Here is a 25,583-nt window from a genome sequence, read left to right on the forward strand (position 1 = left end):
GAGTTACCAAAACTAAAAAAGCAGATGTTCCACGTGGAACATCTGCTTTTTTGTTCAATAAAACTATCCTTCACTGTAACAAAAACAATCTAAAGTATGGTCATTCACCATGCCCACCGCTTGCATGAATGCATAACAAATCGTGGGCCCAACAAAATTAAAGCCCAGTTTTTTTAATGCCTTGGACATCGCTAAAGACTCTTTAGTTTGAGCGGGAATTTCAGAGCCATGAACAAAAGCATTAAATTTGACTTCACCACCAACAAAACTCCATAAAAAATCAGAGAAATTATGGCCTTCATTAATGAATGCCATATAAGCTCGCGCATTTTTGATAATAGAGTTAACCTTCAATCGATTACGGACGATACCGGTATCTTGCATCAGAGACTCAATTTTTGCTTCATCAAATAAAGCAATTTTAGCAGGGTCAAATTGAGCAAAAGCAGCCTCATAATTAGCCTGTTTTTTTAAAATCGTTAACCAAGACAAACCCGCTTGTTGTCCATCTAAGCATAATTTAGCAAAGAGTTCTTGGCTATCATACACAGGCCTGCCCCACACTTTGTCATGGTAGTCTTGATATTGAGGATCTTCGCTTACCCATTGACACCGCTGTATATCCATTACTTTCTCCCTAATTAAACAACAAAAACTAAAGATAACCCCCAGTGATGTTGATCGCAATATTGACTCATTTTTTCTATCGTATGAGTAAACTGACGACAATTAAATTTAAACATAACGGCTTGAGCCTGTATTAATAACCACACCTTAATTATAAAGGAATAGCACACATTTAGTTTTTTATAGTGTAACGTTAAGTCATATATAAAGTGATTGATATACAGTGCTTTAAAATGTAAATATGTCTAATTCTGCATTTTGCTTTACATCTTGAGACAATGTTAACGTTAAACACTGCATTAAATATTTCCTCTGTTTGGCCACTCATGTTCTTTTCAACCAATATACGCTTGTGGCATCTGGTAAAAAATAACCGACATAGGGTATAATCAGTCCCATTTTCTATTAGGGCCTGGCGCAACAAAAATGACGACCAAACACGACGTAAAAACATTTCAGGGCTTTATTCTTACCCTGCAGGAATATTGGGCACAGCAAGGTTGTGCAATAGTACAACCTTTAGACATGGAAGTAGGCGCGGGAACATTCCATCCACAAACCTTCTTACGTTCATTAGGCCCAGAGCCAATGAGCAGCGCTTATGTCCAACCGTGTCGTCGACCCACTGATGGCCGTTATGGTGAAAACCCTAATCGCTTACAACATTACTATCAATTTCAGGTGGTATTAAAGCCTTCACCAGATAACATTCAAGAATTGTATTTAGGCTCTCTTGAAGCGCTAGGCGTCGATACTCAAGTGCATGATATTCGTTTTGTCGAAGATAACTGGGAATCCCCTACATTGGGTGCTTGGGGCTTAGGTTGGGAAGTTTGGCTAAATGGTATGGAAGTCTCTCAATTTACTTACTTCCAACAAGTTGGCGGCTTAGAATGCAGTCCTGTTACTGGTGAAATCACCTATGGTCTGGAACGTCTTGCCATGTACATTCAAGAAGTCGACAGTGTATACGATCTTGTCTGGACTGATGGCCCTATGGGACGCGTCACCTATGGTGATATTTTCCATCAAAATGAAGTGGAACAATCCACTTATAACTTTGAGCATGCTGATGTTGATGTGTTATTTCGCACCTTCGATGATTGTGAAAAAGCATGCCAAACATTATTAGCATTAGAGAAGCCTTTGCCATTGCCCGCCTATGAGCAAGTCATGAAAGCCTCTCATGCGTTTAATTTACTCGATGCCCGTCATGCTATTTCAGTCACTGAGCGCCAACGTTATATTTTACGTGTGCGCACCTTAGCCAAAGGTGTGGCAGAGTCTTATTATCAAGCCCGTGAAGCTTTAGGCTTCCCAATGTGTAAGTAGAGGTAAAAAAAATGAATGTTGAAAACTTACTCATTGAAGTAGGCACTGAAGAACTTCCACCAAAAGCCCTGCGTACGCTCGCTACCGCTTTTTTGAATAACTTCAAAGAAGAACTGACGAAAGCTCAATTACATTTTGAGTCCAGTCAATGGTACGCCGCGCCGCGCCGTCTGGCTTTTTCTATTCAAGGTTTAGCCACAGCTCAGCAAGATAAAGTAGTTGAAAAACGTGGTCCCGCAATAGCGCAAGCATTTGATAATGAAGGTAATCCAACCAAAGCCGCCCAAGGTTGGGCACGAGGTAATGGCATCAGTGTTGAGCAAGCCGAACGCTTAGTAACCGATAAAGGTGAATGGTTACTGCATAAAGCGTCAGTGGTAGGTGTAGCCACTAAGTCACTGATCCCAGATATGGCCCAACGTGCGCTCGATAAACTGCCCATTCCTAAACCTATGCGTTGGGGCAGCAATAAAACCCAGTTTATACGCCCCGTACACACAGTCACTATGTTATTAGGCAGTGATATTGTCGAAGGCGAGTTATTAGGCGTACAGTCTAATCGTATTATTCGTGGTCATCGCTTTATGGGACAAGCCAGTTTTGAACTGGATCATGCCGATAATTATCTACAAGCGTTAAAAGAGCAAGGTAAAGTGCTCGCCGATTATGAAGCGCGTAAGCAAATCATTCAAACCGATGCTCAAGCCGCTGCCTTAAAGATTAATGGCGTCGCCGATCTTGAAGATGAACTACTCGAAGAAGTAACCTCACTCGTCGAGTGGCCAGTGGTATTAACAGCTAACTTCGAAGAGAAGTTTTTGGATGTGCCTGCCGAAGCCTTAGTCTATACCATGAAAGGCGATCAGAAATACTTCCCTGTTTTTGATAACAAGGGCGCACTACTGCCTCACTTCATTTTTGTGACTAACATTGAGTCCAAAGATCCCGAGCAAATTATCTCTGGTAATGAAAAAGTCGTTCGTCCTCGCTTAGCCGATGCAGAGTTTTTCTTTGAAACAGATAAAAAACAAACGCTTGAGTCACGTCTTAAAAGCTTAGAAACCGTTGTCTTTCAAAAGCAATTAGGCACGTTAAAGCAAAGAGTAGAGCGCATATCAGCGCTGGCAGGTTTTATTGCACCGCTCATCAATGCCAATGAAATCGACGCAGCCCGTGCTGGATTACTCTCTAAATCTGATTTAATGAGTAACATGGTCATGGAGTTCACTGATATTCAAGGCACTATGGGTATGCATTATGCTCGCCTCGATGGTGAAAATGAAGCCGTCGCCAAAGCCATTGAAGCCCAGTACAAGCCTAAGTTCTCCGGTGATAGTGTTCCCACAGAGCCTGTGAGTATCGCCCTTGCATTGGCAGAAAAACTCGATACGTTAGTGGGGATTTTCGGTATTGGCCAAGCCCCTAAAGGTGCAGCCGATCCTTTCGCACTAAGACGTGCCACTATCGGCATTTTACGCATTATCGTCGACAATAAATTGCCTCTTGATTTGACAAGCCTCATTGCTAAAGCGCAAAGCCTACACGGTACAAACTTAAGCAATGACAACGCGGCCGAACAAGTCCTTGAATTCTTTATGGCGCGTTTCCGCGCTTGGTACCAAGATAAAGGCATTAATGTCGATGTAATTTTATCAGTATTAGCCCGTCGCCCAACCAAGCCTGCTGATTTTGATAGCCGTATTCAAGCTGTGACGCATTTCAGAGCCCTGAATGAAGCCGCCTCACTTGCCGCAGCAAACAAACGAGTATCCAATATTTTGGCAAAAGTGGAAGGCGAATTGCCCGGCAATATCGATGCCAGCCTGCTTACAGAAGCCGCTGAAATCGCGCTTTCAAAGCAACTCAACGCGCTACAGCCACAACTCGCCCCTTTGTTTGCATCGGGTGATTACCAACAAGCCTTAAGCTTATTGGCCGCATTGCGTGACAGTGTCGACACCTTCTTTGAAGATGTCATGGTGATGTGTGATGATGTGGCACTTAAGAATAATCGTTTAGCCTTACTGACTCAGCTACGTAACGAGTTTTTACACGTCGCCGATATTTCACTGTTGCAAGGCTAGATGTTAACCATTGCAGAGTAATGGTTAATCAATAACAATGCTCGCTTTTTATCATAAAAAGCGAGCATTCTATATAGCCTCCAGCTAAATCAAAAACCTCAGCTAAGTGAAAAGCCTTAATCGTATAAATGATCAGAGCCACAACTTAGATTGTTATCAAGCTTGTGACTCACCTTATCAAGTAAAGAGTACGCTACTTTGGCATCATTAATGTAATGTTCTTTTTAACCGGCGGTTTACCTCCATTCTGTGCCCAGCGTGCGTCGCTATATAAACCAAAATAGGGTTCATAAGCAGCGTAGGGATTACCACTTCCAGCCCCATTTTCATTAAACATTTCATCAAATAAGATCTGCGTAGGAACCGCGATCCCTGTAGGCAAAGTTGATGATTGAGCAGCCTGAAATGCATTGATGACAGCATTATCAACAACCCCAGCCCAGTGCTCATTGGCATACTCCGAATGGGTACAATATTGCGCAGAGGTAGGGCAAACTGTTGGCCAACCAAATTCGCCGATTTGCAATGAAATCGGCTGCGCTGCAGTATTACCAATATCCGCTGCGGCAAACGCATCGGCAACTTGAGAATACATACTCGCAAAAAAACGTTTGGTTTTTATCTGCATCGATTGATCGGTTTCAAGCACCTTTGGATTTAAAACAATCTCATTACCATTCGCATCATAACTGTGTGACCATAGTAAGCCATATGAATGTAAATAAAAGGGTGTCGCAGATAAGTAAGGGTTATTGACAATATTTTTATCATATTGATAAATAGCACTCATCACTCGCCAAAGATTGCAAAATTGATAGCTCGTATCAGTAGGGCAGACTTTTTGTGGTGGATAACTGAGTTTATTTCGCCCCATAAATGTCCAAATGTTATTATTAGTCGTGCTAGCCCCATTAGGAGTATCTATGGTAATTGCGCCACCATAAGTATCACTTTGCACTTTAAAATTAATCGATAAATAAATACGCTTTAACACCGCACCATATCTATCCACCAAGCTTTTATTATCAGTAAATTGAACTGATGTTTGGGGAGGGACGGGCGTTGAAGGTGGAACATAACTCCCAGAGAGTACCGTCCCAAAGGCATTGATTGAACGTACATAAGTATCAGAAAATGTTTTACTTGTCAGCATGCCTTTCGTTTGCTCATTGCCGAGCATCATCACACTCACCTTATTCAAAAAAGCGGTGTATAACTTTTCAGTCTTGCCATTCAGTGACACATCAGTATCAAGCACGGCTAAATGCTTCATCATATAAATATAAGCTTCTAACTTGCCAATATTAGGATCGAGATTGCCGGGTTTTTGTACTTCATCACCATCTGCGAGTCCCCAAATGACTTGTAAGTTATTGTTAACCGCACCTAACGCGAACGCACACCAATTATTGAGTGCTGAGGGGGAGAGAGACAATGTCCCCCCATCCTCGTATTGGGCGTAATCAGGATTACACTTTACCGTGTTCTGAGCAGAAAAAGGATAAGGAACATTCGCTATCGTACCATTACCAAAATCAGTAAAGGTTTTCACTATGGTAAAACCTTCTTTCTTAATAAGATCGAGTCCATGCGTAATGTCTCTTGGTGTATACATTAAAGGATTCTTATCAGCTTTATCACCAAATAAGGCACCCATTTTCCCTTGGCCCGCAGGCGTATTGGCTTGAATACTAAATTGAAGTGAAGAAGTTGAAGCATTAAGGTTATTGCTACTAAAAGTCACTTGACCTGATTTCGCTGTACTTCCAGTGACTTTCCCTGCAGTCAATGCAAGCGTACAACTTTTTTTACTGACTGAAATAGTACATGCTTGCTGTGTAAAAGTGAGTAGCCCCCCACTTCCTGTCGCTGTCACAAGGGTATCACTTGAAACGGGTTTACTCGCATTAATTGTGATGACACCTTGTCCCTGACTGGACAGTGGATTCGGTGTTAACGATGGTGTTAATACAATATTAGTACCCGTTTTACCCTGAACATTGAAACTTAAAGAAGGAACAGAAAGCTGACTATCATTAGTCGTAAAAGATACAGTCCCTGATTTAGCGGTGTTATTTGCGACCGTTGCTGCAGTGATGGGTAAAGTACAACGGGTTTGGTTGGTAGAAATAGTGCAAGAGGATTGCGAGAATGTCAGTAAATTACCGCTTTCTTTCGCTGTCACAACAAGATCACTAGCAGGAGATTGGCTCGCAGTAATGGTGACTGAGCCAACATCTTGACTCAATAAAGGCGATGGAGTTATCGCAGGAGTCAGTGAAATACTGCTTGAGCTATTATTACTGCCACCAGAACCGCCACCGCAAGCCACTAACAGTAATGAGAAAGCAAAATAAAATAAATAAAATAATGTTCTAATTGAGAAGTTCACTATAATAACCTTATAACTGCTATTAATTAAAGTATTCTCAAATCACTTTTATCATTTAAAATAAGACAAATAGTGTTTAATGAAAAACTCAGATAATAGATATTAATTTTGAAAAGTGTTTAAATGAAGTTTAAAACTATTTTTTTAACACTAAATTGACGTAATGCTTTACTCTTGACACTTTCCCTACTAGAAGAGGAGTGTGCGAAGTAAAAACAGCCCATATCGTAAGCAAAATATAAAGAAATGCTATGTTATTAGGAATAACCGTCAATAAAAGTAAAGGAAATTAACAATAATAAACACTAATTAACTTACACAAACCTCAAAAAAGACAAACATTATCATTAAACAAGCAACATTTATCAAAAGAAAATTAATTCAATAACTTTAATTAAATAGAGAATATAACACCACTAAATCAGTTCACTAAAAAAAATATCAAGTTAATCTTAAATTCTATTTTATTTATAATGAACTTCATACTAAAGACACCCTAAATACTCGGTATAAATAAGTTGAAAAAATCCAACAAACATAAAGAAGAAAATGATAACAAAAAAAAATGTTATACTAACGACAAACAATGCGAACGTTTACTTATTATACAAAATAATGAATTAAGTATAGAGCTTAGACATAGTAAAAAGTAAGGCTGTCATCATACCAAAAACAAATATTAATAAACTTTAAAGCATAACCGAATCAAGTTCATTCTAATTGAAATAATTAAGAAAAATCAGGATAAAGTCGACAAGCACTAACTATTTATTTAAAATTAATATTTTTATAACAAGTAGACAAAATGTCATTCATCACTAAAATAAATTATAAAATCATATTGACCCTAGGGCTGTTGTGTATGAGTAATACCATCTCTGCAGCAGGGTATTTAACTTCCCTGAATAACCCAGAGGCCACGATTACCTCCGTTTTTACTCATGCTGAAGGCCATGTCACATTAATGGTATCAGGCATAACCTTGAATCCAGATAAATGTGCAGATATCGGCCGTGTGCATATTCAAGCTGACTTACCCGGACATAAAAATTTAGTTTCAGCAGCACTAACGGCCTTCGCTTCTGGCAAGAAGGTCGGCTTTTACAGCACGGGCTGTGAAATTATTCCTTTCTGGGGGGGCACAAGTACGCGCCCTGTCATCAATAGTTTATGGATTAAGTAAATATCCAATGGCGAATATCGCAATACTTAGATTGCCATATTCGCCATCAATTCTTAAACATAAAATAAAGTCTTTTCGCCAGAGACTATAGGGATATATTAAAGGCGTCCTATTTCTGAATTCACACAAGATAAGATTGCCCCAAAGTGAAAAGGCACTCACGACCTTTCATTAAGCGAAGCTTAATGAATAAAAAAGCCACCAGCCTTTAGTCAAAAGTCCACTCCTCAACGGGTATGTTAACCCTAGGTTCTACATTTTTTAACACCGAGTTAAAAGACCTAATTCAGACTTATCGCGCCTATACTGCCGCCCTATTGCCATGTTAGATTAGCCCACTTTTTCATACTCAAGATCGCCAATTTCACCTCGGAGTACTTTTCGTGAAGCTTAAACTTGTCGGCAGCTCGCTGATCATTGCAGGGACCGCATTAGGGGCAGGAATGCTTGCCATTCCTATGGTACTGGCTCAATTTGGCCTAATATGGGCCACGCTATTAATGTTATTTATTTGGCTCGGTACCACTTATGCGGCATTATTATTGTTAGAAGCCAGCGTAAAAGTCGGTCGAGGTGTCAGCATGAGTAATGTTGCCAGAGATACGCTGGGGGTTGGAGGACAGCTCGTCACGAATATCCTGCTTTACGCATTATTGGTTTGCTTGATGATGGCTTATATTATTGGCGCGGGCGATCTTATTCAAAACATTGCCACCAGCTTTGGCTTTAACTTAAGTAAAACCACCGCACAAATCAGTTTTACGTTTATCACAGGGCTCATTGTCTCTTGTGGCACCGCTGTCATTGATAAGTTTAACCGGCTGCTTTTTGCAGGCATGTTGCTGGCCTTACTCATCACCTTTGCACATTTAGTCCCCAATCTATCACTGAGCAGCTTAGGCCAAGTGGTCACCCATGATAATCTTGCATTAGTTAAAACGAGCTCGGTACTCTTTACCAGTTTTTGTTTTTTAGTGGTGATCCCGTCACTGGCGACTTATAACAAAGAAGCCAGTAAGAGTGAGCTTAAAAATATGTTACTGCTCGGCTCGATTATTCCGCTGATCTGTTACCTTTTATGGCTCTATGCCGTCGTCGGTAACCTTCCAGCGGAGCAATTATTACATTTTAGAAATGTCTCAGAGCTAATTTCAGCCTTGAGTATACAATATCAAAACCTTGAGTTGATTTTGTCTATCTTCACCGCATTAGCCCTGCTTACCTCCTTTCTCGGCGTGGCATTAGCACTATTTGATCAAAACACTGATGTGATTAAAAGCACGAAAGCCATCACCTTTATGATGACATTTGTGCTGCCATTGGCAGGCGCAATATTGGCACCAGAACAATTTTTAAATACACTAAGCTATGCGGGCATTATTCTGGTTTTTTTAGCCATTTTCATTCCCATGGCAATGGTGTTAAGTGTTAGAAAGCAAGCCTTTGGTGAACATATTTATCAAGCTGGCGGCGGCGTACCCGCTATGGTTACCTTACTTATGTTTGGTACCTTGATGCTGTTTGTACAGTATTTATAGATCTTTTTCTTTTAAAAAACAGTAAAAACCATTAAGGGAGTATTCATCGGCTCCCCTAATGCTAAGCAACCCTTTTAACACCGCTTATACCAACAGAATTTCTATCCATATCCTCACCAGATAACGCTAATTCGCCCATTTTCAATTCCAAAGACCCTCTCCATCAGTAAAGTACGGTTTTTAGAAAACACTATATATCTCCACATAAAGATACTTGACACAAACATTTTTTGCTGTATGTTTGATTAAAGTATCTTAACGTAAAGCATCTTTAAAGAGAGATAATTAATCGTCAAGAGCTTCTTATTAAAAAAATAGACATTTAGGGAAAAAACTATGAAAGATTTAATTCAAGTAGCAGGGATCATCGATGCAACAGAAGCACAACTCCTCGCAGAAGAAGGCGTCCATTGGTTAGGATTTCCATTACGATTACCATCAGGTAAAGACGATATTACTGAAGAAGCAGCAACAAACATCATCTCAAGTTTATCTTCGCCTCAAGCAGGGGTATTGATTAGCTATATGACAAAAGCCGATGAAGTAAGCGCCTTTTGTGATGAACTGGGTGTCAAAGCTGTACAACTTCATGGTGATGTAGAAGTCGCGGAACTCAAAAAACTCAAACTTAACCGCCCAGATCTTTATGTATTAAAAAGCCTAGTTGTCAAAGAGGATAATGCCGAAGAACTACTCAAGCTTGTTGATGACTGTGCTGAATATGTCGATATGTTTATCACCGATACCTTCAACCCTAAAACAGGTGCAAAAGGGGCAACAGGACTCACGCATAATTGGGATGTCAGTGCTGAATTGGTCCGTCGCTCCCCTAAACCTCTCATGATGGCAGGTGGACTTACCGCAGAAAATGTAGCAGATGCAATTAGAAAAGTCCGTCCCGCCGCCGTTGATGCTCACACAGGATTAGAAGGAACTAACGGACGAAAAGACAGAGAAAAAATCAAAAAATTCGTCTCTGAATCACGCAGCGCTTTTGCAGAAATAGCCTAAATATAAAATAAATGAGCGTATTGCTGCCCAATCTCCCAGCGATGCGCTCTAAAATCGATTACTTAATACTTAATACTCAATACTGGATATAACATCATGAATACTGGCCAAGCAATTCATTTACTCCCCCAAACTAATCAATTACGTGCTCTTCATTCTATCATTAGAAACAAACATGCGACTCAAGATGACTTCGTTTTCTATTCCGACCAAATATTCCGTTTATTACTCGAAACAGGCACGAATTTACTTCCCTTTACCGAACACCAAGTCACTACACCTGTAGGAGAAACATACAACGGCCTAAAACTAGATGTAAAACTTTGCGCGGTTTCGGTTATTCGTGCAGGTGAAAGTATGGAAACAGAATTAAGATCCATGCACTGGGGAATGCCTATGGGGAAAATACTCATTCAACGAGATAAGCAAACAAAACTCCCAAAACTATTTTACTCAAATTTGCCAGAAGACATAAACGAACGTCACGTTTTGCTATTAGAACCTATGCTAGCCACTGGAGGATCTGCATTATCGGCAATAGAAGTATTAATACAAGCTGGTGTAAAAGAAAAGAATATCATTTTTATTAATTTATTAACTTCTCCTGAAGGCTTAGAGCGAGTACTGGATGTATATCCTAAATTACGCGTTGTAACCTCTTCCATAGAACAGAGATTAAATGAACATGCTTTTATGATCCCAGGCATCGGAGATTTTGGCGACCGCTATTTTGGTACCGCTGATTCGGGGGCAAAATGAAAACGAATAGCGTAATTTTTAATTCTTTAATCACCGCACTTGCCCCCATTATATGGGGAAGCACTTACTTAGTGACGACTGAGCTATTACCAGCAGACAGCCCATTATTAGCATCCGTTATTCGTGCTTTACCCGCTGGCCTGATTTTACTATTGATCGGAAAAAAATTTCCTACAGGTGTCTGGTGGTTCCGTTCCATTATACTGGGAGTACTGAACATTGGGGCATTTTTCTATTTTCTATTTGTCGCAGCATACCATCTACCTGGTGGCGTCGCAGCATTAGTCATGTCATGCCAACCTATCATCATTCTCTTATTAGGTTGCCTTATACTTAAAGAGAAAATTATGCAAATACAGATACTAGCATGTATTGTCGGTGCTGCAGGAGTGGCAATGCTAGTGCTTCAATCTTCAGTAAAGTTGGACATGATTGGTGTTTTAGCCGGACTGGCTGGCGCCCTCAGTATGGCTACAGGGATGGTACTGAGTAAACATTGGAAACGACCAGAAGGTGTGAGCCTATTAAACTTTACAGGCTGGCAATTAACAGTCGGTGGAATCACGTTATTACCCATTGCATTACTCACTGAACCCTTTCCCACTGAAATTACCTTATTGAATGGAATAGGGTTTGGTTATTTAAGTCTCATTGGCGCACTGTTTGCCTACGCAATTTGGTTTAGGGGCTTAGAGCGCTTACCCGCTATAACCGTATCATTCATATCATTTTCTAGCCCGCTAGCAGCATGTATTTTAGGTTTCATTGTGCTAGGAGAGCAATTTAGTACCATTCAGATCCTAGGAGCTGTAGCAATTATTATCGCCATTTTAATGGCTCAACCACGCCCAAAAAAACCTGTGAAAACAGACATAGCAAATTCACCCATTCCAGTGAAGTAAAAGGGACTTATTATGAAAAAATTATTTAATACCACTCACCTTGGCTCACTTAAGTTAGAAAATAAAATTATCATGGCTCCAATGAGCCGCAATAGAGCAACTAATGACGGATTAGCAACAGATTTAATGGCAACATATTATGCACAAAGAGCCAGTGCCGGCATGATTATATCTGAAGGTATACAACCCAGTGTGCAAGGCCAAGGTTTTATGAATTCGCCAGGATTACACAGTAAGCAACAAAAAGAGTCATGGCGAAAAGTCACTCACTCTGTCCATAATGAAGGTGGTTTGATTGTCGCTCAATTGATGCATTCAGGGCGAATAGGTCACCCATCACTGTACGAAAGTGCCCATCAGTCAGTTGCACCTTCAGCCATTGCAGCCAAAGGACAAACCTTCACGCCTAATGGAATGCAGGATTACCTTCCACCTAAGACATTGAGTCAAAATGAAATTAAAAAATGTATTCAAGATTTTGTGTTAGCTGCGCGTAATGCCATTGACGCGGGATTTGATGGTGTTGAAATTCATGCTGGAAATGGGTTTCTATTACATCAATTCATGGCCAGTAATACCAATATTCGAACCGATGCATATGGCGGCAGTATTGAAAACCGAAATCGCTTTGTCATTGAAGTGACACAAGCTGTCGCGAATGCCATTGGCGCAGACAAAACAGGTATAAGGATCTCCCCAAATAACCCTTATAATGATATAGAAGAAACAGATAGCGAAGCGCTTTATAACAACCTTATTACTCGATTACCTAAACTTGCTTTCTTACACGTAATGGAAGCCAATAACCGTGAGCAAACACTGAAAATTCGTCACCAATGGCAAGGCCCATTCATTCTTAATCCACATAAAACCCAAGAGGAAGGTGCAGTCACACCAGAAATTGCAGAGCAAGTATTAAAAGATGAACTCGCTGAGGCAGTCTGTTTTGGTTCTCTTTTCATTGCGAATCCCGATCTTGTTAATAGAATAAAAGTCGGCGCCCCCTTCAACACCTTTGATGCCGGTACTTTCTATGGTGGCGATCATCGAGGATATACCGATTATCCAAATTTGATGAACAAAACAGCATAATGCAAATATTGACCTGTGATATGTTAAGATGCTTATTTTCAAAGTGCGTAATTCAAAGCGCACTTTTTTGAAAGAAAGGGGGACTTTTAAAGGTATAAATTCACCCTTTAATGCATCGTAGGCCTTGATATACCACTCAAGCTCACCTTAATAGACTCCAACAGTTTTGACTCCCACTCTAATTTTAAAGCACATTAAATGATCTTTGATAACGTCATCGTTAGGGCCTGTTAATCTTTAGTGAATGTTTCTGCAGCAGTTTGTCGGATCGATATACAAGGCAAAGCTTATGTAGTGTCGTTATTCTCGGCTTAGATTCAAACGTCGCTCGACCTTCCCCATCCATGAAGTCGTATGTCGAAAACAGATAACCTAGTTAAGAGCCATCCTTTTTGAAATAAGTCGACTTAGATGACTAAACCGCATTTAAATACTTTTAATCGAACGATTTTTGAAATTATACCAAGAAAATAATATAAGAATATTGTTATTAAAATAAAAGTACCAATGATGATTAAAAAGCAATGTCATCACAGGAGAATTAAGTGAAGATTATTGATAACATTGGAAGAATGAACCAAGAAGCAACCTTTTACTGCATTACTTCTTTTTTCAGTATTAATGGAATTTTCTTATACAAGAAAACAACAAAGCAGCTACAAGTCAAACATAGCTAACAACATGAATATTCAGTCATTTTGACTCATGGGTAATAAGCAGTTTTTTGAGTAAAATAGCTAAAGATCCTTGTTCGCTTTTCGTTAGCGGACTGAGTAAATCTTCGCCTTTTTTTACATGTTGCTCTATAGCAGAATTAATTAAATCCATTCCAAGAGAAGTCAACGAAACTAATACGCCTCTTCTATCATTAGGATCTGCATTACGTTGCACCAATTTTTTTGCTTCTAATCGATCAACTCTATTTGTCATCGCGCCAGAAGAAAGCATCAATGTTTGTAATAAGTGATTAGGAGTCAGTGTGTAAGGGGCTCCAGAGCGTAACAGAGTAGCAAGCACATCAAATTCACCACTGTTAAGACCAAATTCAGCAAAAACTCGCTGTAATTCAGAATTAAAATGGTTACTGGCTCTAGCTAGTCTCCCCATTACTGCCATTGGAGAAGCATCGATATCCGGCCGCTCAAGGCGCCATTGTTCTAGGATAAGGTCTACATGGTCTGTTTTCATGCTTGAAATACTAACATTCATATCTCTTCACGTAAAGATAGTTGACTATATTTTCACATCGTGTATCTTTGTGTAAAGTATCTTCACGTTTAAATACTTTACATAAAAATTAATTGAGTAAAGAATAAAGCTTAAAACGTACAATAAAACTGAGTCTCTTGAAGGAAAACACAAGATTAATTGGTTAGTTATTCGCTTGTAAACCAAATATCTCAGGATAAAAAAGATACTTAATACAGAAACTTAAGTACTTATAACATGGATATAAAAATGACAAGCAATATGGAAATAACACAAATGACAACCATAAATACGCTTAACGTATCGAAAACAGAATGTTTACCTGAACTTTTCGAAAAACAACTAAATAAAAATCCAGAACACACTGCAGTTATTTTTGAACACGAACAACTGACTTATCGCGAGCTTGCTCAATCCAGTAATGAAGTTGCCAGTTACTTGCAATCTTTAGGCGTGGTATCAGATGTATGTATTGGTATTTTTACTGATCCTTCTCTTGAACTAATGATAGGGACATGGGGGATCATCCGCTCAGGTGCTGCTTACTTACCCCTGTCACCAGAGTACCCAGAAGAACGACTAAAATATATGATTGAAGATTCGGGTATAAAGATTATTTATTGCTTAACGAATCTAAAAACCAAATTAGCATCGATAATATCGGATGATATTTTAATCGTTACGTCTAAAGATGTGTCTAATTTTGTGTCAAACCAAAAAAGCCAAACTTCACTACCAATAAAAAAACAACTCAATAAAAATAATCTTGCTTACATTATTTACACTTCTGGCAGCACAGGTAAACCTAAAGGAGTTATGATTGAACACCAGAGTATTGTTAATCAGATGCTTTGGCTAAAAAAAGAGTTTAACTTTAATAATCAAAGTATTATTTTACAAAAAACCCCCATGAGTTTTGATGCCGCTCAATGGGAGATCTTAGCATTATGTTTTGGTGCCACCGTAGTTGTTGGCTCCCCTGGCATATATCGAGATCCCGAAGGGCTTATTAAAACCATTATTCGCCACCAAGTTACCAGTTTTCAAGGCGTACCAACATTACTTCAAGCGCTATTTGATACTGTTGGCTGTCATGATTGTCATTCCCTCTCTCATATATTCAGTGGTGGAGAAACTCTCACCAAACATTTATCAAAACAATGTTTTGATACTCTACCAAATTGTAATCTTATTAATTTATATGGGCCAACAGAGTGCACAATTAATTCATCAGCTTTTATCGTTAATAAAGACACTCTCACAGAAGGAGCCAACTCAATTTCAATTGGCAAGCCTGTTGCAAATACGCAATATTATATTTTAGACAGCAAAGCCGCAATGGTGAGTCCCGGTGAGATTGGTGAATTATACGTAGCAGGCGTCCAATTAGCTCGAGGTTATTTACATCTACCAGAAATGACAGCAGAACGCTTCATTGACAACCCATTTTCTGTATCTTCAAGCGACAAAAAACTTTACAAAACAGGTGATTTAGCCTTTTGGAATCCAGATGGAAGCGTTCAATTTTCAGGCAGAGCAGATAATCAGATAAAACTCAGAGGTTTTAGAATTGAGCTTGATGAAATTCGCTTAGCCATTGAAGATCATAACTGGATAAAAAATGCAGCCATGCTGATCAAACACGATTCAAGAACAGGGTTTCAAAACCTTATCGCTTGCATTGAATTGAATAAAAAAGAAGCCGCATTGATGGATCAAGGTAAGCAAAATGCTCATCATCAATCCAAGTCAAGTAAACTGCAAGTCAAAGCCCAACTCGCCAATAAAGGCTGCAGAGAGGAAGAACAACTAAAAAATAAACCTGTTATTCATCTGGTTGGAAAAAAAGCAACAGAAGAGCAAGAAGAAAAGGTATTTGCTCGAAAAACATATCGTTTCTTTGAGGGAAATGATATTGCTAAAGAAGATCTCATTCAACTACTTAATCCTAAGAAAAATCACACAAACATATCCACACTGAACAGTTTAACATTCAATAGATTAAGTGAAATACTAAGATATTTTGGCCAATTTATTAGCCCTGAGCGTTTACTGCCTAAATACGGCTATGCCTCACCAGGTGCACTTTATGCCACGCAAATGTACTTTGAAATGCACCGTATTGCAGGCATAGCATCTGGCATTTATTACTACCACCCCATACATCATCAATTAGTACTTATCCATGCACTACCTGAACATAATACTGCAGATATAAAAATACATTTCATGGGGAAAAAACAGGCCATAGAACCCGTATATCAAAATAATATACAAGAAGTATTAGAAATGGAAACAGGCCATATTCTTGGATTATTTGATAATGTCTTACCCCATTATGGGCTCAGTATTGGCCAAGCAATATTTACACCTTCCATCAAACAGAGTTTAGATTGTGCAGCAGAAGATTACTACTTAGGCACATTTAACCTAAAACCAGCAGCGCAGGAGACTCAAACAAGCGCCATTGATGTCTATATTCAATCTCATCAAGGAAAAATAGCAGATCTACCAGCAGGCCTATATCAAGTCAAAAATAAAGAATTAATCAAGATTTCAGATGAAATCATTCAGAAAAAGCATGTCATTGCCATAAATCAGCAAGTGTATAGTCGCTCCAGCTTTGGCATTTCATTAGTGAGTAAAGAAACACGCCAATGGCTCAATTATATTACTTTGGGCAGAAAACTACAGCAACTACAAATGAATGATATGAACTTGGGACTCATGTCGTCAGGTTATAGCTCAAAAAGTGGTAACGATCTTCCATCCTCGATACAAATGAAAAACATTCTATCCGGCATGAATGAAGCCATGCCAGCATTCTATTTCTGCATTGGAGGAAGCATCAGTGACGAGCAACGTATCAGTAAAGGAATGAAAGAAGATACCACTCACATGAAAGGTCCTGTTGAAATGCTTAAAGAGGATTTATTGAATTTATTACCTAACTATATGGTACCAAATAAAATAATTATTATGGACCATTTACCGTTAACCTCTAATGGAAAAATAGACCACAAAACATTAGCTGATTCTAAAGAGGTTAATACTCAATCAGCAAATAAGCCTTTCATCGCACCAAGAACTCAGGATGAAGAGCAAATCGCTGAAATCTGGAAGCAAGCCATGAAATGGGATGCCGTTTCTGTTCAAGATGATTTCTTTGAATCAGGCGGCAATTCACTCATGGCTGTTTCTATGATTAATAAAATCAATAAGAAATTTAATGCAACTTTACCGCTGCAAATTCTTTTTGAAGCACCGACTATCGAAAAACTCGCCCGCAAGCTGTCCATTACCCATCTCGATCCCATTTCACGATTCATTCCACTATCAAAATCAGGCAATAAAACCCCTATTTATTGCTGGCCGGGTTTAGGTGGCTACCCAATGAATTTACGACTATTGGCTGAAAAGTCAGCTCAAAACCGTCCTTTTTATGGCGTACAGGCTCAAGGGATCAATTCAGGAGAAACCCCTTATCCCACAATAAAAGTCATGGCTGCAACTGATATAAAAATGCTGAAGTCAATACAGCCAAAAGGTCCATATACATTATGGGGTTATTCATTTGGTGCAAGAGTTGCTTTTGAGGTTGCTTATCAACTAGAAAAAGCAGGTGAGATTGTCGAAAACTTATTTCTAATCGCACCAGGATCACCAACATTACAAACACAAACAGAATCAATGAGTCACAACCGCCCCACGTTTGACAATAAAGCTTTCGTCACCATTTTGTTTTCAGTCTTTGCTCATAACATTAATAGTCCCGCATTAAAAGAATGCTTAAAGGTCAGTAAAGATGAACAGAGTTTTGCTCACTTTATCTGCTCCCGTTATCGACATTTGGATATAAATCTTGTTACTCGAATAACTGAGATTGTTAGGCAAACCTATGAGTTTGAATATAACTTTAGAGAACTGAATGACAGAAAAATAAACGCAAATATCAGTATTTTTAAAGCTCAAGGAGATGATTATTCTTTCCTAGAAAATCGTCACCAATTTACGACTCAACCGCCCAGTATCATCAATCTACAATCAGATCATTATCAGTTATTACAACCATCTGGTGTCAACGAACTCGTTGCTGAAATTCAGTCTTTAAAAGCAAAACAATTGTATGCAACCGAATCATTCCCTTTATTGAAAGAAGCCGTATAAGGAAATATCAATGCCACATATCAGTGTTAAGTACTTTCCAATAGCAATGAGCGAACAGAAAAAAATGAAATTGATACAAACAGTAACGAGTGCAATACAAGATGCATTCGTATGTAAAGAAAACATAATTTCCATTTCATTAGAACCCGTTGAGTCTCACCAGTGGAATGAAAACGTTTTCATTCCAGAAATAGAAAATAAATGCCAATTTCTGTGTAAAAAACCAAATTACTAATTTAAAGATTAAGGATATCAAAATGAAAAACACTCAAAATGCATCAATTCCGTTAATATTTAGCGAAGAAGTCAAAGCAGCACTCAATCAAGGTAAACCTGTCGTGGCTTTAGAATCTAATGTCATCACCCATGGTTTACCTTATCCTCAAAATGTCATTACAGCTAAAAAAGTTGAAGCTGCAGTAAGAAAAGGTGGCGCAGTACCAGCGACTATCGGTATTGATAAAGGTCAATTTCTTATCGGTATGGATGATGAATACATAGAACGTTTTGCAACAACACCAAACATTCCCAAAGTCAGCAGTCGTGACCTGCCTATTATTCTCGCTCAAGGAAAAATGGGCGCAACAACCGTGGCCTCCTCCATCGTTGCAGCAGAATTGGCCAATATTCCCTTTTTCTCATCCGCTGGAATTGGTGGCGTACATAGAGGGGCAGAGGACACTATGGATATTTCATCGGACCTTATTCAATTCACACATTCAAAGGTAGCAGTTGTATGCGCTGGTGCGAAAAACATTCTGGATATTGGCTTAACAATGGAATTTCTAGAAACACATTGTGTTCCCGTTATTTCATATCAATTTGATGACTTTCCTGCTTTTTACTGTCGCTCAAGTGGCTTCAAGAGCCCACACCGTCTTGATGATGAGTCTGATATAGCCAAAGCCATTGAACTGTACTGGGGATTAGGTCGAAACAGCTCAATACTAATCAGTACTCCGACTAAAGAGGCAGATGCCATTAATAGTCAAGATGTCGATGCTGAAATAAATAAAGCCATAATCAAAGCGAAGCAAGAAGGAATAACCGGTAATGGGATCACTAAATACATTATGCGAGCAATTGATAAAGTGACTGCTGGACGTTCAGCCGAAGCCAATATGGCAGTATTAATCAATACCGCTGAAGTGGCAGGAAAACTCGCAGCCGCGCACGCGACATACAAGAACACAAACCAAGAATTAAAAACAGCCTGCTAACAATTGTGAAAAATCGGGGCTAAGTAGCTAATCATGCCCCACATTTAATTCAAAGTTACTAAGTTTTAAAAGGAATTGATTCATGAAAAATTATCGCTGGTTGGTTACCATCACCACTATTTTAGTCGCAAGCTTCTCGATTGCTTCTTATAAAAATGACCTGCAAGCTGCACACGCACAACAAAATGCAGGAGAGCAAGCTGCAACCGTTGAAGCCATGCATGTATTGCAAGTCCCTCATCAACAAACAACCTCTGTCAGTGGCATCAGTCAATCCATGCAAATCATCAAAGTAAGTAATGAATTAGCAGGGAAGATAACCCAACTTAATTTTGCTTCAGGAGAATATGTCAAAAAAGGTCAAATATTGCTTGAACTAGACCATAGCCAAGAAAAAGCTCAATTAATTGCAGCTAAAGCAAAACTATCACTGGCTAAAAAGATGTTGCATAGATATAAAATTTTACAAAAAAGTCAAAAGATTAGTGAGGATATCGTCGATAAAGCAATCGCTGAACTACGCATAACAGAATCTAACTTAGCCGTCTTAGAATCAACCATTAGCAAAAAAATTATTCGTGCCCCTTTTCGAGCAAAAGCCGGAATACATAATTTACAAGTTGGGCAATATATTGAAAGTAACAGTCAAATTACGCATTTAATCGGGATAAACCAATACTCATGGATAGACTTCAGTGTGCCACAGGTTTATGCGGAACTTAAAGCTGGCGCTTTAGTCTCTGTCTCATTGAATGGTCACAATCAAGCAACCGCATTCGCTGAAATAGTCTCAGCTGAAGCCATGCTGACACACGGTTCTCGCCACCTGAAATACCGTGCAAAAATCGCCAATGAAGAATTATTTTTAAAGCATAATCAACTTGTCAAAGTGACCATACCCATAACGGAAAAAAGTCAAAAAATCATCATCCCCAATCTCGCTATCATCAAGAGTCAAATCGGTGATTATGTGTATATTTTAAAGGAAGAAGATGGAATCCATCGCGCCCATAAACAAACTGTGACCTTGGGTGAAAGAATTGGGGACCAAGTGATTGTAGAGCAAGGTCTTAAACTCGGTGATTATATTGCCAATAAAGGCGCATTTAAGTTACGCCCTGGACTCAAAACCTTCATCTCACCTTCTGAAACATTAATTTCGGAGGTTAAAATATGAAACACATTATGCAAAACAATAAATTAATGGACATTTTTATCCATAAACCCATTCTATCAATCGTACTGTCATTGTTGATCTGCTTTGCGGGACTATGGGCAATAAAAAGTATTTCAGTACAGCAGTTTCCTAAAATTGAAAGTGCTTCCCTTATCATCAATACGACCTACACAGGTGCATCAGCAAAAGTAGTGAAAGGTTTCATCAGTGAGCCTATTGAACGTGTTGCAGCAACAGTTCCAGGTGTCGAATATGTAGAGTCAATGACAAAAGCAGGGCAAAGCACCGTTACGGCATGGCTAAAGCTCAATAATAATAGTACTGCAGCACTCGCAGAGTTAACAGCACGATTGAGTCAAGTGCAGTTTGAGTTACCCGCTGAAGCACAAGATCCAGTCGTATCCGTTAAACGTACAGATAGACCTTTTGCACTTTTTTACCTCAATATTGAAAATGACAATGTATCATTATCCAAATTAACGGATTATTTAAATAGAGAAGTCACTCCAGTCATTAATAGTATCGACGGTGTTCAAAAAGCAGAAATTGAAGGCGGCCGCATTCCAGCAATGAAAGTATGGCTCAATGCTGATCGCATGAGTATGGTCAATGTCAGTGCAGATGAAGTGTATACGGCGCTAGCCAACAATAATGCAATCGCAACCTTAGGTTATACAGAGACGAATAAGCAACGCATTGATATTGTTTCAAATACTCAAGTATCCAGTATTGTTGATTTTGAAAACCTCATTGTCAAACATATCAATGATAAGAATATTTACCTTAAAGATGTAGCGAAAATAGAGCTCGCATCTGAAGCAGCGACAGTAACCGCAAGGCTCAATCAAAACAATACCGCTTACATTGCCGTTTGGCCATTGCCTGGTGCAAATGAAATTGATGTGGGTGACAGGTTATACCAAGTTATTGATGAAATTAATCCAAGACTGCCACAAGGGCTAAAAATTAATTTTGCTTATGATGGCACTCTCTATATGCGTGATGCTTTAAAAGAAATCATCACCACATTAATTGAAACGGTTGTGCTAGTAGGTATAGTGGTTCTACTGTTAATGGGTTCATTCAGAACAGCTCTCGTACCTCTCATTACTATTCCAATTTCAATTTTAGGTGCAATAGCCGCAATGTATCTTATCGGCTTCTCACTGAACTTGTTAACAGTGTTGGCCATCGTTTTATCTGTGGGATTAGTGGTTGATGATGCCATTGTCGTTGTTGAAAATGTCGCGCGTCATATGCGAAACGGAGTCTCACGAACTCAAGCCGCATTAATGAGCTCAAGACAATTATTTCTTCCAATCATTTCCATGACGCTCACTTTAGCCATGGTATATGCCCCTATAGGTTTTTTATCCGGGCTCACTGGTATTTTATTCCGTGAATTTGCTTTTACATTAGCGATTGCCGTCACCATTTCAGGTATTGTGGCCATCACATTATCTCCTATAATGAGCGCCCATTTTTCCCCAAAAGGAGGAGAAGAGGGGGCATTAACAAAAAAAGTAAACCATATTTTTGATCTTATTCAACAATTTTATACTCGTTTATTAAATAAAAGCATTCATTGGCAAGGACAGATCATTTTAATAGCCTTCGTCATTGCTTTAGTCATGATCCCCTTTTACTTAGATTCATCAAAAGAGCTGGCTCCAGTTGAAGACCAAAGTCAAATTTTTGTAGTCATTCAGTCTCCTCCAGAATCATCGCTAGAATATAATGAAAGAAATATGACACCGATTGTTGATGATTTATTAACAATTGAAGGCACAAATCAAATGTGGCAGAACATTTTCACTTCTGGTGGATTTGGAGGATTAGAGTTTACGGATAAGAGTCATCGAGATTTCACCACAATGGAAATGATCCCCCAAGTTTATGGCCGATTATCAAACAGTGCAGGCCTGAACCCATTACCCATTCTACCAGCATCACTGCCCACTGCAGGACAATTTGATATCGAATTTATTGTAAAGTCATCAGCTCCTTATGAAGAAATGAAACAATATGCAGATAAACTCGTCGGTGCAGCTTTTCAAAGTGGAGAATTTCTTTATGCCGACACTGATTTAAAGATAGACTTGCCGCAAATAGAGCTAGCACTTGACCGTCAAATCATCGCCGATCTTGGAATGAACATATCAGAAGTCAGTAATCAACTCAGTATCTACCTATCCAATAACTACGTTAACCGCTTTGATGCTGAAGGCAAGGCATATCAAGTGATCCCTATTGCCAATAGTGAAATCAGCACTAAGCCTGAATCAATTCTTTCACTCAATATAAAGTCACCGTCCAATGAACTTATTCCTGTGTCAGCATTTGCAACACTAAAATGGATCACGGTTCCCAGACAACTCAGTACGTTTGGGCAGCAAAATTCATTTAGGATTTATGGCGGAATAGCACCAAACACAACAAAAGAAACAGCATTAGTGGCACTAGAACAGGCTGCAAAAGAAATTCTACCACATAATTATAATATTGATTATGCGGGGGAATCTAGACAGCTACGCCAAGAAGGAAACAGCTTTATAGGTGTAATGCTAGTCTCTTTATGCATTGTTTATTTGGTTCTTGCGATTCAATTTAATAGTTTTAGAGACCCATTAGTAGTGTTATTAGGCTGCGTTCCTTTAGCCTTATCTGGCGCCCTACTGATCCCCTATTTAGAATTCACTACGATTAACATTTACTCCCAAATAGGACTCGTCACACTGATTGGCTTAATCGCTAAAAATGGTATTTTAATCGTGGAATTCGCTAATCACTTGCAAGATCAAGGTAAAGATAAAATATCAGCTATTATCGGTTCAGCTGCCACTCGACTAAGGCCAATATTAATGACAACCGCTGCAACGGTATTAGGACATTTTCCGCTCGTGCTAGTCACAGGTGCAGGAGCTGAAGCAAGAAATAGTATCGGTATTATTCTGGTTGCAGGTATGCTCATTGGTACAATATTCACATTATTTGTGTTACCCGTTTTCTACCTTTGGTTAGCCAAAGACCAAAATACGACTATTGAACTCCAAGACATAAAGCCTACCAATGGGCTAATTAAGCCCGTTCTCGCCAACATTCCACAGTAAAACCTCTCTCCAAGTGACTTGAATACAAACATCTTCAAGTCACTTGGATAAACAACATGAAAAACTAAAATATTCACATGAACACTAGAATGAGAAAACTCAAATAAGATAAGAAAGTTAATAAAGTTAAAAGAAGTATCATCAGGTTAACCCCTAAACAATTCAGCGTTAATATCCATATCTCAATGATAGAAAAGCGATCATTTTACTTTTAAAATCTTAATTTAAATAAATTTATAACTTAAGATACAGTTTGTATCTTAATAAATCCCTCTAACTATGCTATATACAGCGCCGATAAATCATGACTATCTTCCTGCAACCCCCAAAGAGTGCGCCAATCTTTTGAGTCAAAATGCGCTTGTTCAATTAACAGAATCATCAAGGTTAACGTTTGACAAACGCTACCTAAAAGCAGGACTAGAAGGTGCCTTTTGCCACTTTTGGATCAGGGAAAGTCTAGCCATTAGACTCATGCAAATTCTCGACAAACTACCCAATAATAGGGGATTAGTGATTTTTGATGCCTTAAGAAATTCAGCAACATCAATGGCTATTTTTGAAAAAATCAAAGCGAGTATTGCATTGGAAAATCCCGAATTCACTCCTGTTCAGCTAGAGGCCAAAACACGACAATTTTGTGCTCACCCAACCGATAAAAGTCATTATGCCGTACCACCCCATAAATCAGGTGGTGCCATTGATTTAGCCCTCTTTGATACATTTTCGGGTGAAGTATTAGACTATGGCTGCGATTTTGATGATTTAACCCAAGTTGCAGCAACACGCTATTTCGAATCAAGTCAATTACCAAAAGCGCATTCAAACCTCTATCCCTCCATAGATGCAACAAGAACCAAAGTCATCAAAGATAATCGACGCTATTTGTTTAATATTATGAAAGCACATGGCTTTGTAAATTATTCAGGTGAGTGGTGGCATTACGGTATCGGTGACTGTATTTGGGCTCAATATAAAAACCAAGGTGAATACATCTATGAAGATATTGCCGATAGTCACATTGAAATTTCACCCGTCAATAATAAAAAATAGCTTAAGAAGAAAAGCATGATCCCAGCGTTAATGAAAAGCATGATATTAAATCATACCGATCCAATGGGGATTAAAGATAATCACTCTGTCTTTATTATGGTCAATAAGGCTTATTTAGCTTTACTCAATTTGCCCGAAGATTTTCAAATAGAAGGTAAAAAAGATTGTGAACTTCCCGCCAAAACCGCTGAGTTTGCAGATGTTTTTAGACAGCACGATAGAAAAACAGAACAACAAGGCAGTACCGTCAAATCGATTGAAATCCACCGCTTTGGTAAAGAGCAACTGATCCAGCCCTACATTTTTAATAAAACACCTTTATACCATGACAATGGCAATATCTTAGGTACCCTTTTTCATGGGATCCCTCAGCACCATAGTATCTTACTCTTTTCAGATATTATCTTAGGTAAGTTAAATCAATTTAAACAAAGGAAAAAGACACATCAAAACACTACCTCGTGGATCATCAATCAGCCAACAGAGCTATTAACACATGAGCAATGGGAAGCCTTATACCTGTTTACCTTAGGTTATTCATACAATGAAATCTCACTCAGGTTAACGATATCTAAAAGTGCCGTTCAAGGACGAATAGAAAGAGCGTGTGATGTATTGATGATTGATACTTATAACATTACTAGCTTTATTCGTGAAAGTGGTTGGCTCTCATCCATTCCGGCCTCTTTATTAAATAACAGTTCTATTATCATGACAGAGTAAAAAA

At 38.9% G+C, this 25,583-nt stretch carries 17 protein-coding genes; 14 read left to right on the forward strand and 3 right to left on the reverse strand.

Annotated features, from left to right (window positions below; all coding sequences use genetic code 11):
* Positions 1-63: 63 nt before the first annotated feature.
* Positions 64-627: a DNA-3-methyladenine glycosylase I gene (locus Q0779_RS07015; RefSeq protein ID WP_298770963.1), complete on the reverse strand. Its 564-nt coding sequence runs from the start codon at positions 625-627 to the stop codon at positions 64-66.
* A gap of 426 nt (positions 628-1,053) precedes the next feature.
* Here Q0779_RS07015 and glyQ point away from each other — a divergent pair, with 426 nt between their 5' ends.
* Together glyQ and glyS are read left to right on the forward strand one after the other, a co-directional pair.
* Positions 1,054-1,959 (forward strand): glycine--tRNA ligase subunit alpha, encoded by a 906-nt coding sequence (glyQ, locus tag Q0779_RS07020; RefSeq protein WP_298770965.1) that lies wholly within the window; start codon positions 1,054-1,056, stop codon positions 1,957-1,959.
* Positions 1,960-1,970: 11 nt separating this feature from the next.
* Positions 1,971-4,043: a glycine--tRNA ligase subunit beta gene (gene glyS, locus Q0779_RS07025; RefSeq protein WP_298770968.1), complete on the forward strand. Its 2,073-nt coding sequence runs from the start codon at positions 1,971-1,973 to the stop codon at positions 4,041-4,043.
* A 193-nt stretch (positions 4,044-4,236) separates the two neighbouring features.
* On the opposite strand, the gene Q0779_RS07030 is transcribed toward glyS, so the two are convergent.
* Positions 4,237-6,435, reverse strand: a complete 2,199-nt coding sequence (locus tag Q0779_RS07030; protein ID WP_298770970.1) for a hypothetical protein — start codon at positions 6,433-6,435, stop codon at positions 4,237-4,239.
* Between the two features lie 862 nt (positions 6,436-7,297).
* Between Q0779_RS07030 and Q0779_RS07035 the strand changes: the two genes are divergently transcribed.
* The 6 genes from Q0779_RS07035 to Q0779_RS07060 all read left to right on the forward strand — a co-directional run bounded on the left by Q0779_RS07035 (position 7,298) and on the right by Q0779_RS07060 (position 12,920).
* Positions 7,298-7,618 (forward strand): hypothetical protein, encoded by a 321-nt coding sequence (locus Q0779_RS07035; RefSeq protein WP_298770972.1) that lies wholly within the window; start codon positions 7,298-7,300, stop codon positions 7,616-7,618.
* Between the two features lie 383 nt (positions 7,619-8,001).
* Positions 8,002-9,156: an amino acid permease gene (locus tag Q0779_RS07040; RefSeq protein ID WP_298770973.1), complete on the forward strand. Its 1,155-nt coding sequence runs from the start codon at positions 8,002-8,004 to the stop codon at positions 9,154-9,156.
* A gap of 336 nt (positions 9,157-9,492) precedes the next feature.
* The gene (locus tag Q0779_RS07045; protein ID WP_298770975.1) at positions 9,493-10,167 is read left to right on the forward strand and encodes a phosphoribosylanthranilate isomerase; all 675 of its coding nucleotides are present in this window, start codon (positions 9,493-9,495) and stop codon (positions 10,165-10,167) included.
* A gap of 96 nt (positions 10,168-10,263) precedes the next feature.
* On the forward strand, positions 10,264-10,926 hold the full coding sequence (gene upp / locus Q0779_RS07050) for a uracil phosphoribosyltransferase (protein WP_298770977.1): 663 nt from the start codon (positions 10,264-10,266) through the stop codon (positions 10,924-10,926).
* Positions 10,923-11,828: an EamA family transporter gene (locus tag Q0779_RS07055; RefSeq protein WP_298770979.1), complete on the forward strand. Its 906-nt coding sequence runs from the start codon at positions 10,923-10,925 to the stop codon at positions 11,826-11,828. The genes upp and Q0779_RS07055 overlap by 4 nt, the downstream gene beginning before the upstream one ends.
* Positions 11,829-11,840: 12 nt before the next feature.
* Positions 11,841-12,920 carry an alkene reductase gene (locus Q0779_RS07060; protein WP_298770981.1) on the forward strand — a complete coding sequence of 360 codons (1,080 nt, stop codon included), beginning with the start codon at positions 11,841-11,843 and terminating at the stop codon, positions 12,918-12,920.
* A 693-nt stretch (positions 12,921-13,613) separates the two neighbouring features.
* On the opposite strand, the gene Q0779_RS07065 is transcribed toward Q0779_RS07060, so the two are convergent.
* Complete coding sequence (locus Q0779_RS07065; protein WP_298770983.1) at positions 13,614-14,108, reverse strand: MarR family winged helix-turn-helix transcriptional regulator; 495 nt, start codon at positions 14,106-14,108, stop codon at positions 13,614-13,616.
* 270 nt (positions 14,109-14,378) lie between these two features.
* On the opposite strand from Q0779_RS07065, the gene Q0779_RS07070 reads away from it, so the two are divergent.
* The 6 genes from Q0779_RS07070 to Q0779_RS07095 all read left to right on the forward strand — a co-directional run bounded on the left by Q0779_RS07070 (position 14,379) and on the right by Q0779_RS07095 (position 25,579).
* Positions 14,379-18,296 carry an amino acid adenylation domain-containing protein gene (locus Q0779_RS07070; RefSeq protein WP_298770985.1) on the forward strand — a complete coding sequence of 1,306 codons (3,918 nt, stop codon included), beginning with the start codon at positions 14,379-14,381 and terminating at the stop codon, positions 18,294-18,296.
* A gap of 257 nt (positions 18,297-18,553) precedes the next feature.
* A complete protein-coding gene (locus Q0779_RS07075) occupies positions 18,554-19,516 on the forward strand; it encodes a pseudouridine-5'-phosphate glycosidase (protein ID WP_298770988.1) in 963 nt (320 codons plus the stop codon).
* An 82-nt stretch (positions 19,517-19,598) separates the two neighbouring features.
* Positions 19,599-20,693 (forward strand): efflux RND transporter periplasmic adaptor subunit, encoded by a 1,095-nt coding sequence (locus Q0779_RS07080; RefSeq protein WP_298770990.1) that lies wholly within the window; start codon positions 19,599-19,601, stop codon positions 20,691-20,693.
* A gap of 8 nt (positions 20,694-20,701) precedes the next feature.
* Positions 20,702-23,803, forward strand: coding sequence for an efflux RND transporter permease subunit (locus Q0779_RS07085; protein ID WP_298771160.1), 3,102 nt, complete (start codon positions 20,702-20,704; stop codon positions 23,801-23,803).
* Between the two features lie 345 nt (positions 23,804-24,148).
* Positions 24,149-24,856: a M15 family metallopeptidase gene (locus tag Q0779_RS07090; protein WP_298770992.1), complete on the forward strand. Its 708-nt coding sequence runs from the start codon at positions 24,149-24,151 to the stop codon at positions 24,854-24,856.
* 15 nt (positions 24,857-24,871) lie between these two features.
* The gene (locus tag Q0779_RS07095; RefSeq protein ID WP_298770994.1) at positions 24,872-25,579 is read left to right on the forward strand and encodes a PAS domain-containing protein; all 708 of its coding nucleotides are present in this window, start codon (positions 24,872-24,874) and stop codon (positions 25,577-25,579) included.
* Positions 25,580-25,583 lie beyond the last annotated feature (4 nt).

It is taken from the genome of uncultured Shewanella sp. (assembly GCF_947491715.1).
In the GTDB taxonomy this organism is placed as follows: domain Bacteria; phylum Pseudomonadota; class Gammaproteobacteria; order Enterobacterales; family Shewanellaceae; genus Shewanella.

Bases quoted from the DNA above. Each gene is read 5' to 3' on its own strand.
- Q0779_RS07080 (WP_298770990.1), top strand. From the start codon at position 19,599: ATGAAAAATTATCGCTGGTTGGTTACCATCACCACTATTTTAGTCGCA.
- glyS (WP_298770968.1), top strand. From the start codon at position 1,971: ATGAATGTTGAAAACTTACTCATTGAAGTAGGCACTGAAGAACTTCCA.
- Q0779_RS07085 (WP_298771160.1), top strand. From the start codon at position 20,702: ATGCAAAACAATAAATTAATGGACATTTTTATCCATAAACCCATTCTA.
- Q0779_RS07095 (WP_298770994.1), top strand. From the start codon at position 24,872: ATGATCCCAGCGTTAATGAAAAGCATGATATTAAATCATACCGATCCA.
- Q0779_RS07070 (WP_298770985.1), top strand. From the start codon at position 14,379: ATGACAAGCAATATGGAAATAACACAAATGACAACCATAAATACGCTT.
- Q0779_RS07075 (WP_298770988.1), top strand. From the start codon at position 18,554: ATGAAAAACACTCAAAATGCATCAATTCCGTTAATATTTAGCGAAGAA.
- Q0779_RS07015 (WP_298770963.1), bottom strand. From the start codon at position 627: ATGGATATACAGCGGTGTCAATGGGTAAGCGAAGATCCTCAATATCAA.
- upp (WP_298770977.1), top strand. From the start codon at position 10,264: ATGAATACTGGCCAAGCAATTCATTTACTCCCCCAAACTAATCAATTA.
- Q0779_RS07065 (WP_298770983.1), bottom strand. From the start codon at position 14,108: ATGAAAACAGACCATGTAGACCTTATCCTAGAACAATGGCGCCTTGAG.
- Q0779_RS07045 (WP_298770975.1), top strand. From the start codon at position 9,493: ATGAAAGATTTAATTCAAGTAGCAGGGATCATCGATGCAACAGAAGCA.
- Q0779_RS07055 (WP_298770979.1), top strand. From the start codon at position 10,923: ATGAAAACGAATAGCGTAATTTTTAATTCTTTAATCACCGCACTTGCC.
- glyQ (WP_298770965.1), top strand. From the start codon at position 1,054: ATGACGACCAAACACGACGTAAAAACATTTCAGGGCTTTATTCTTACC.
- Q0779_RS07060 (WP_298770981.1), top strand. From the start codon at position 11,841: ATGAAAAAATTATTTAATACCACTCACCTTGGCTCACTTAAGTTAGAA.
- Q0779_RS07035 (WP_298770972.1), top strand. From the start codon at position 7,298: ATGAGTAATACCATCTCTGCAGCAGGGTATTTAACTTCCCTGAATAAC.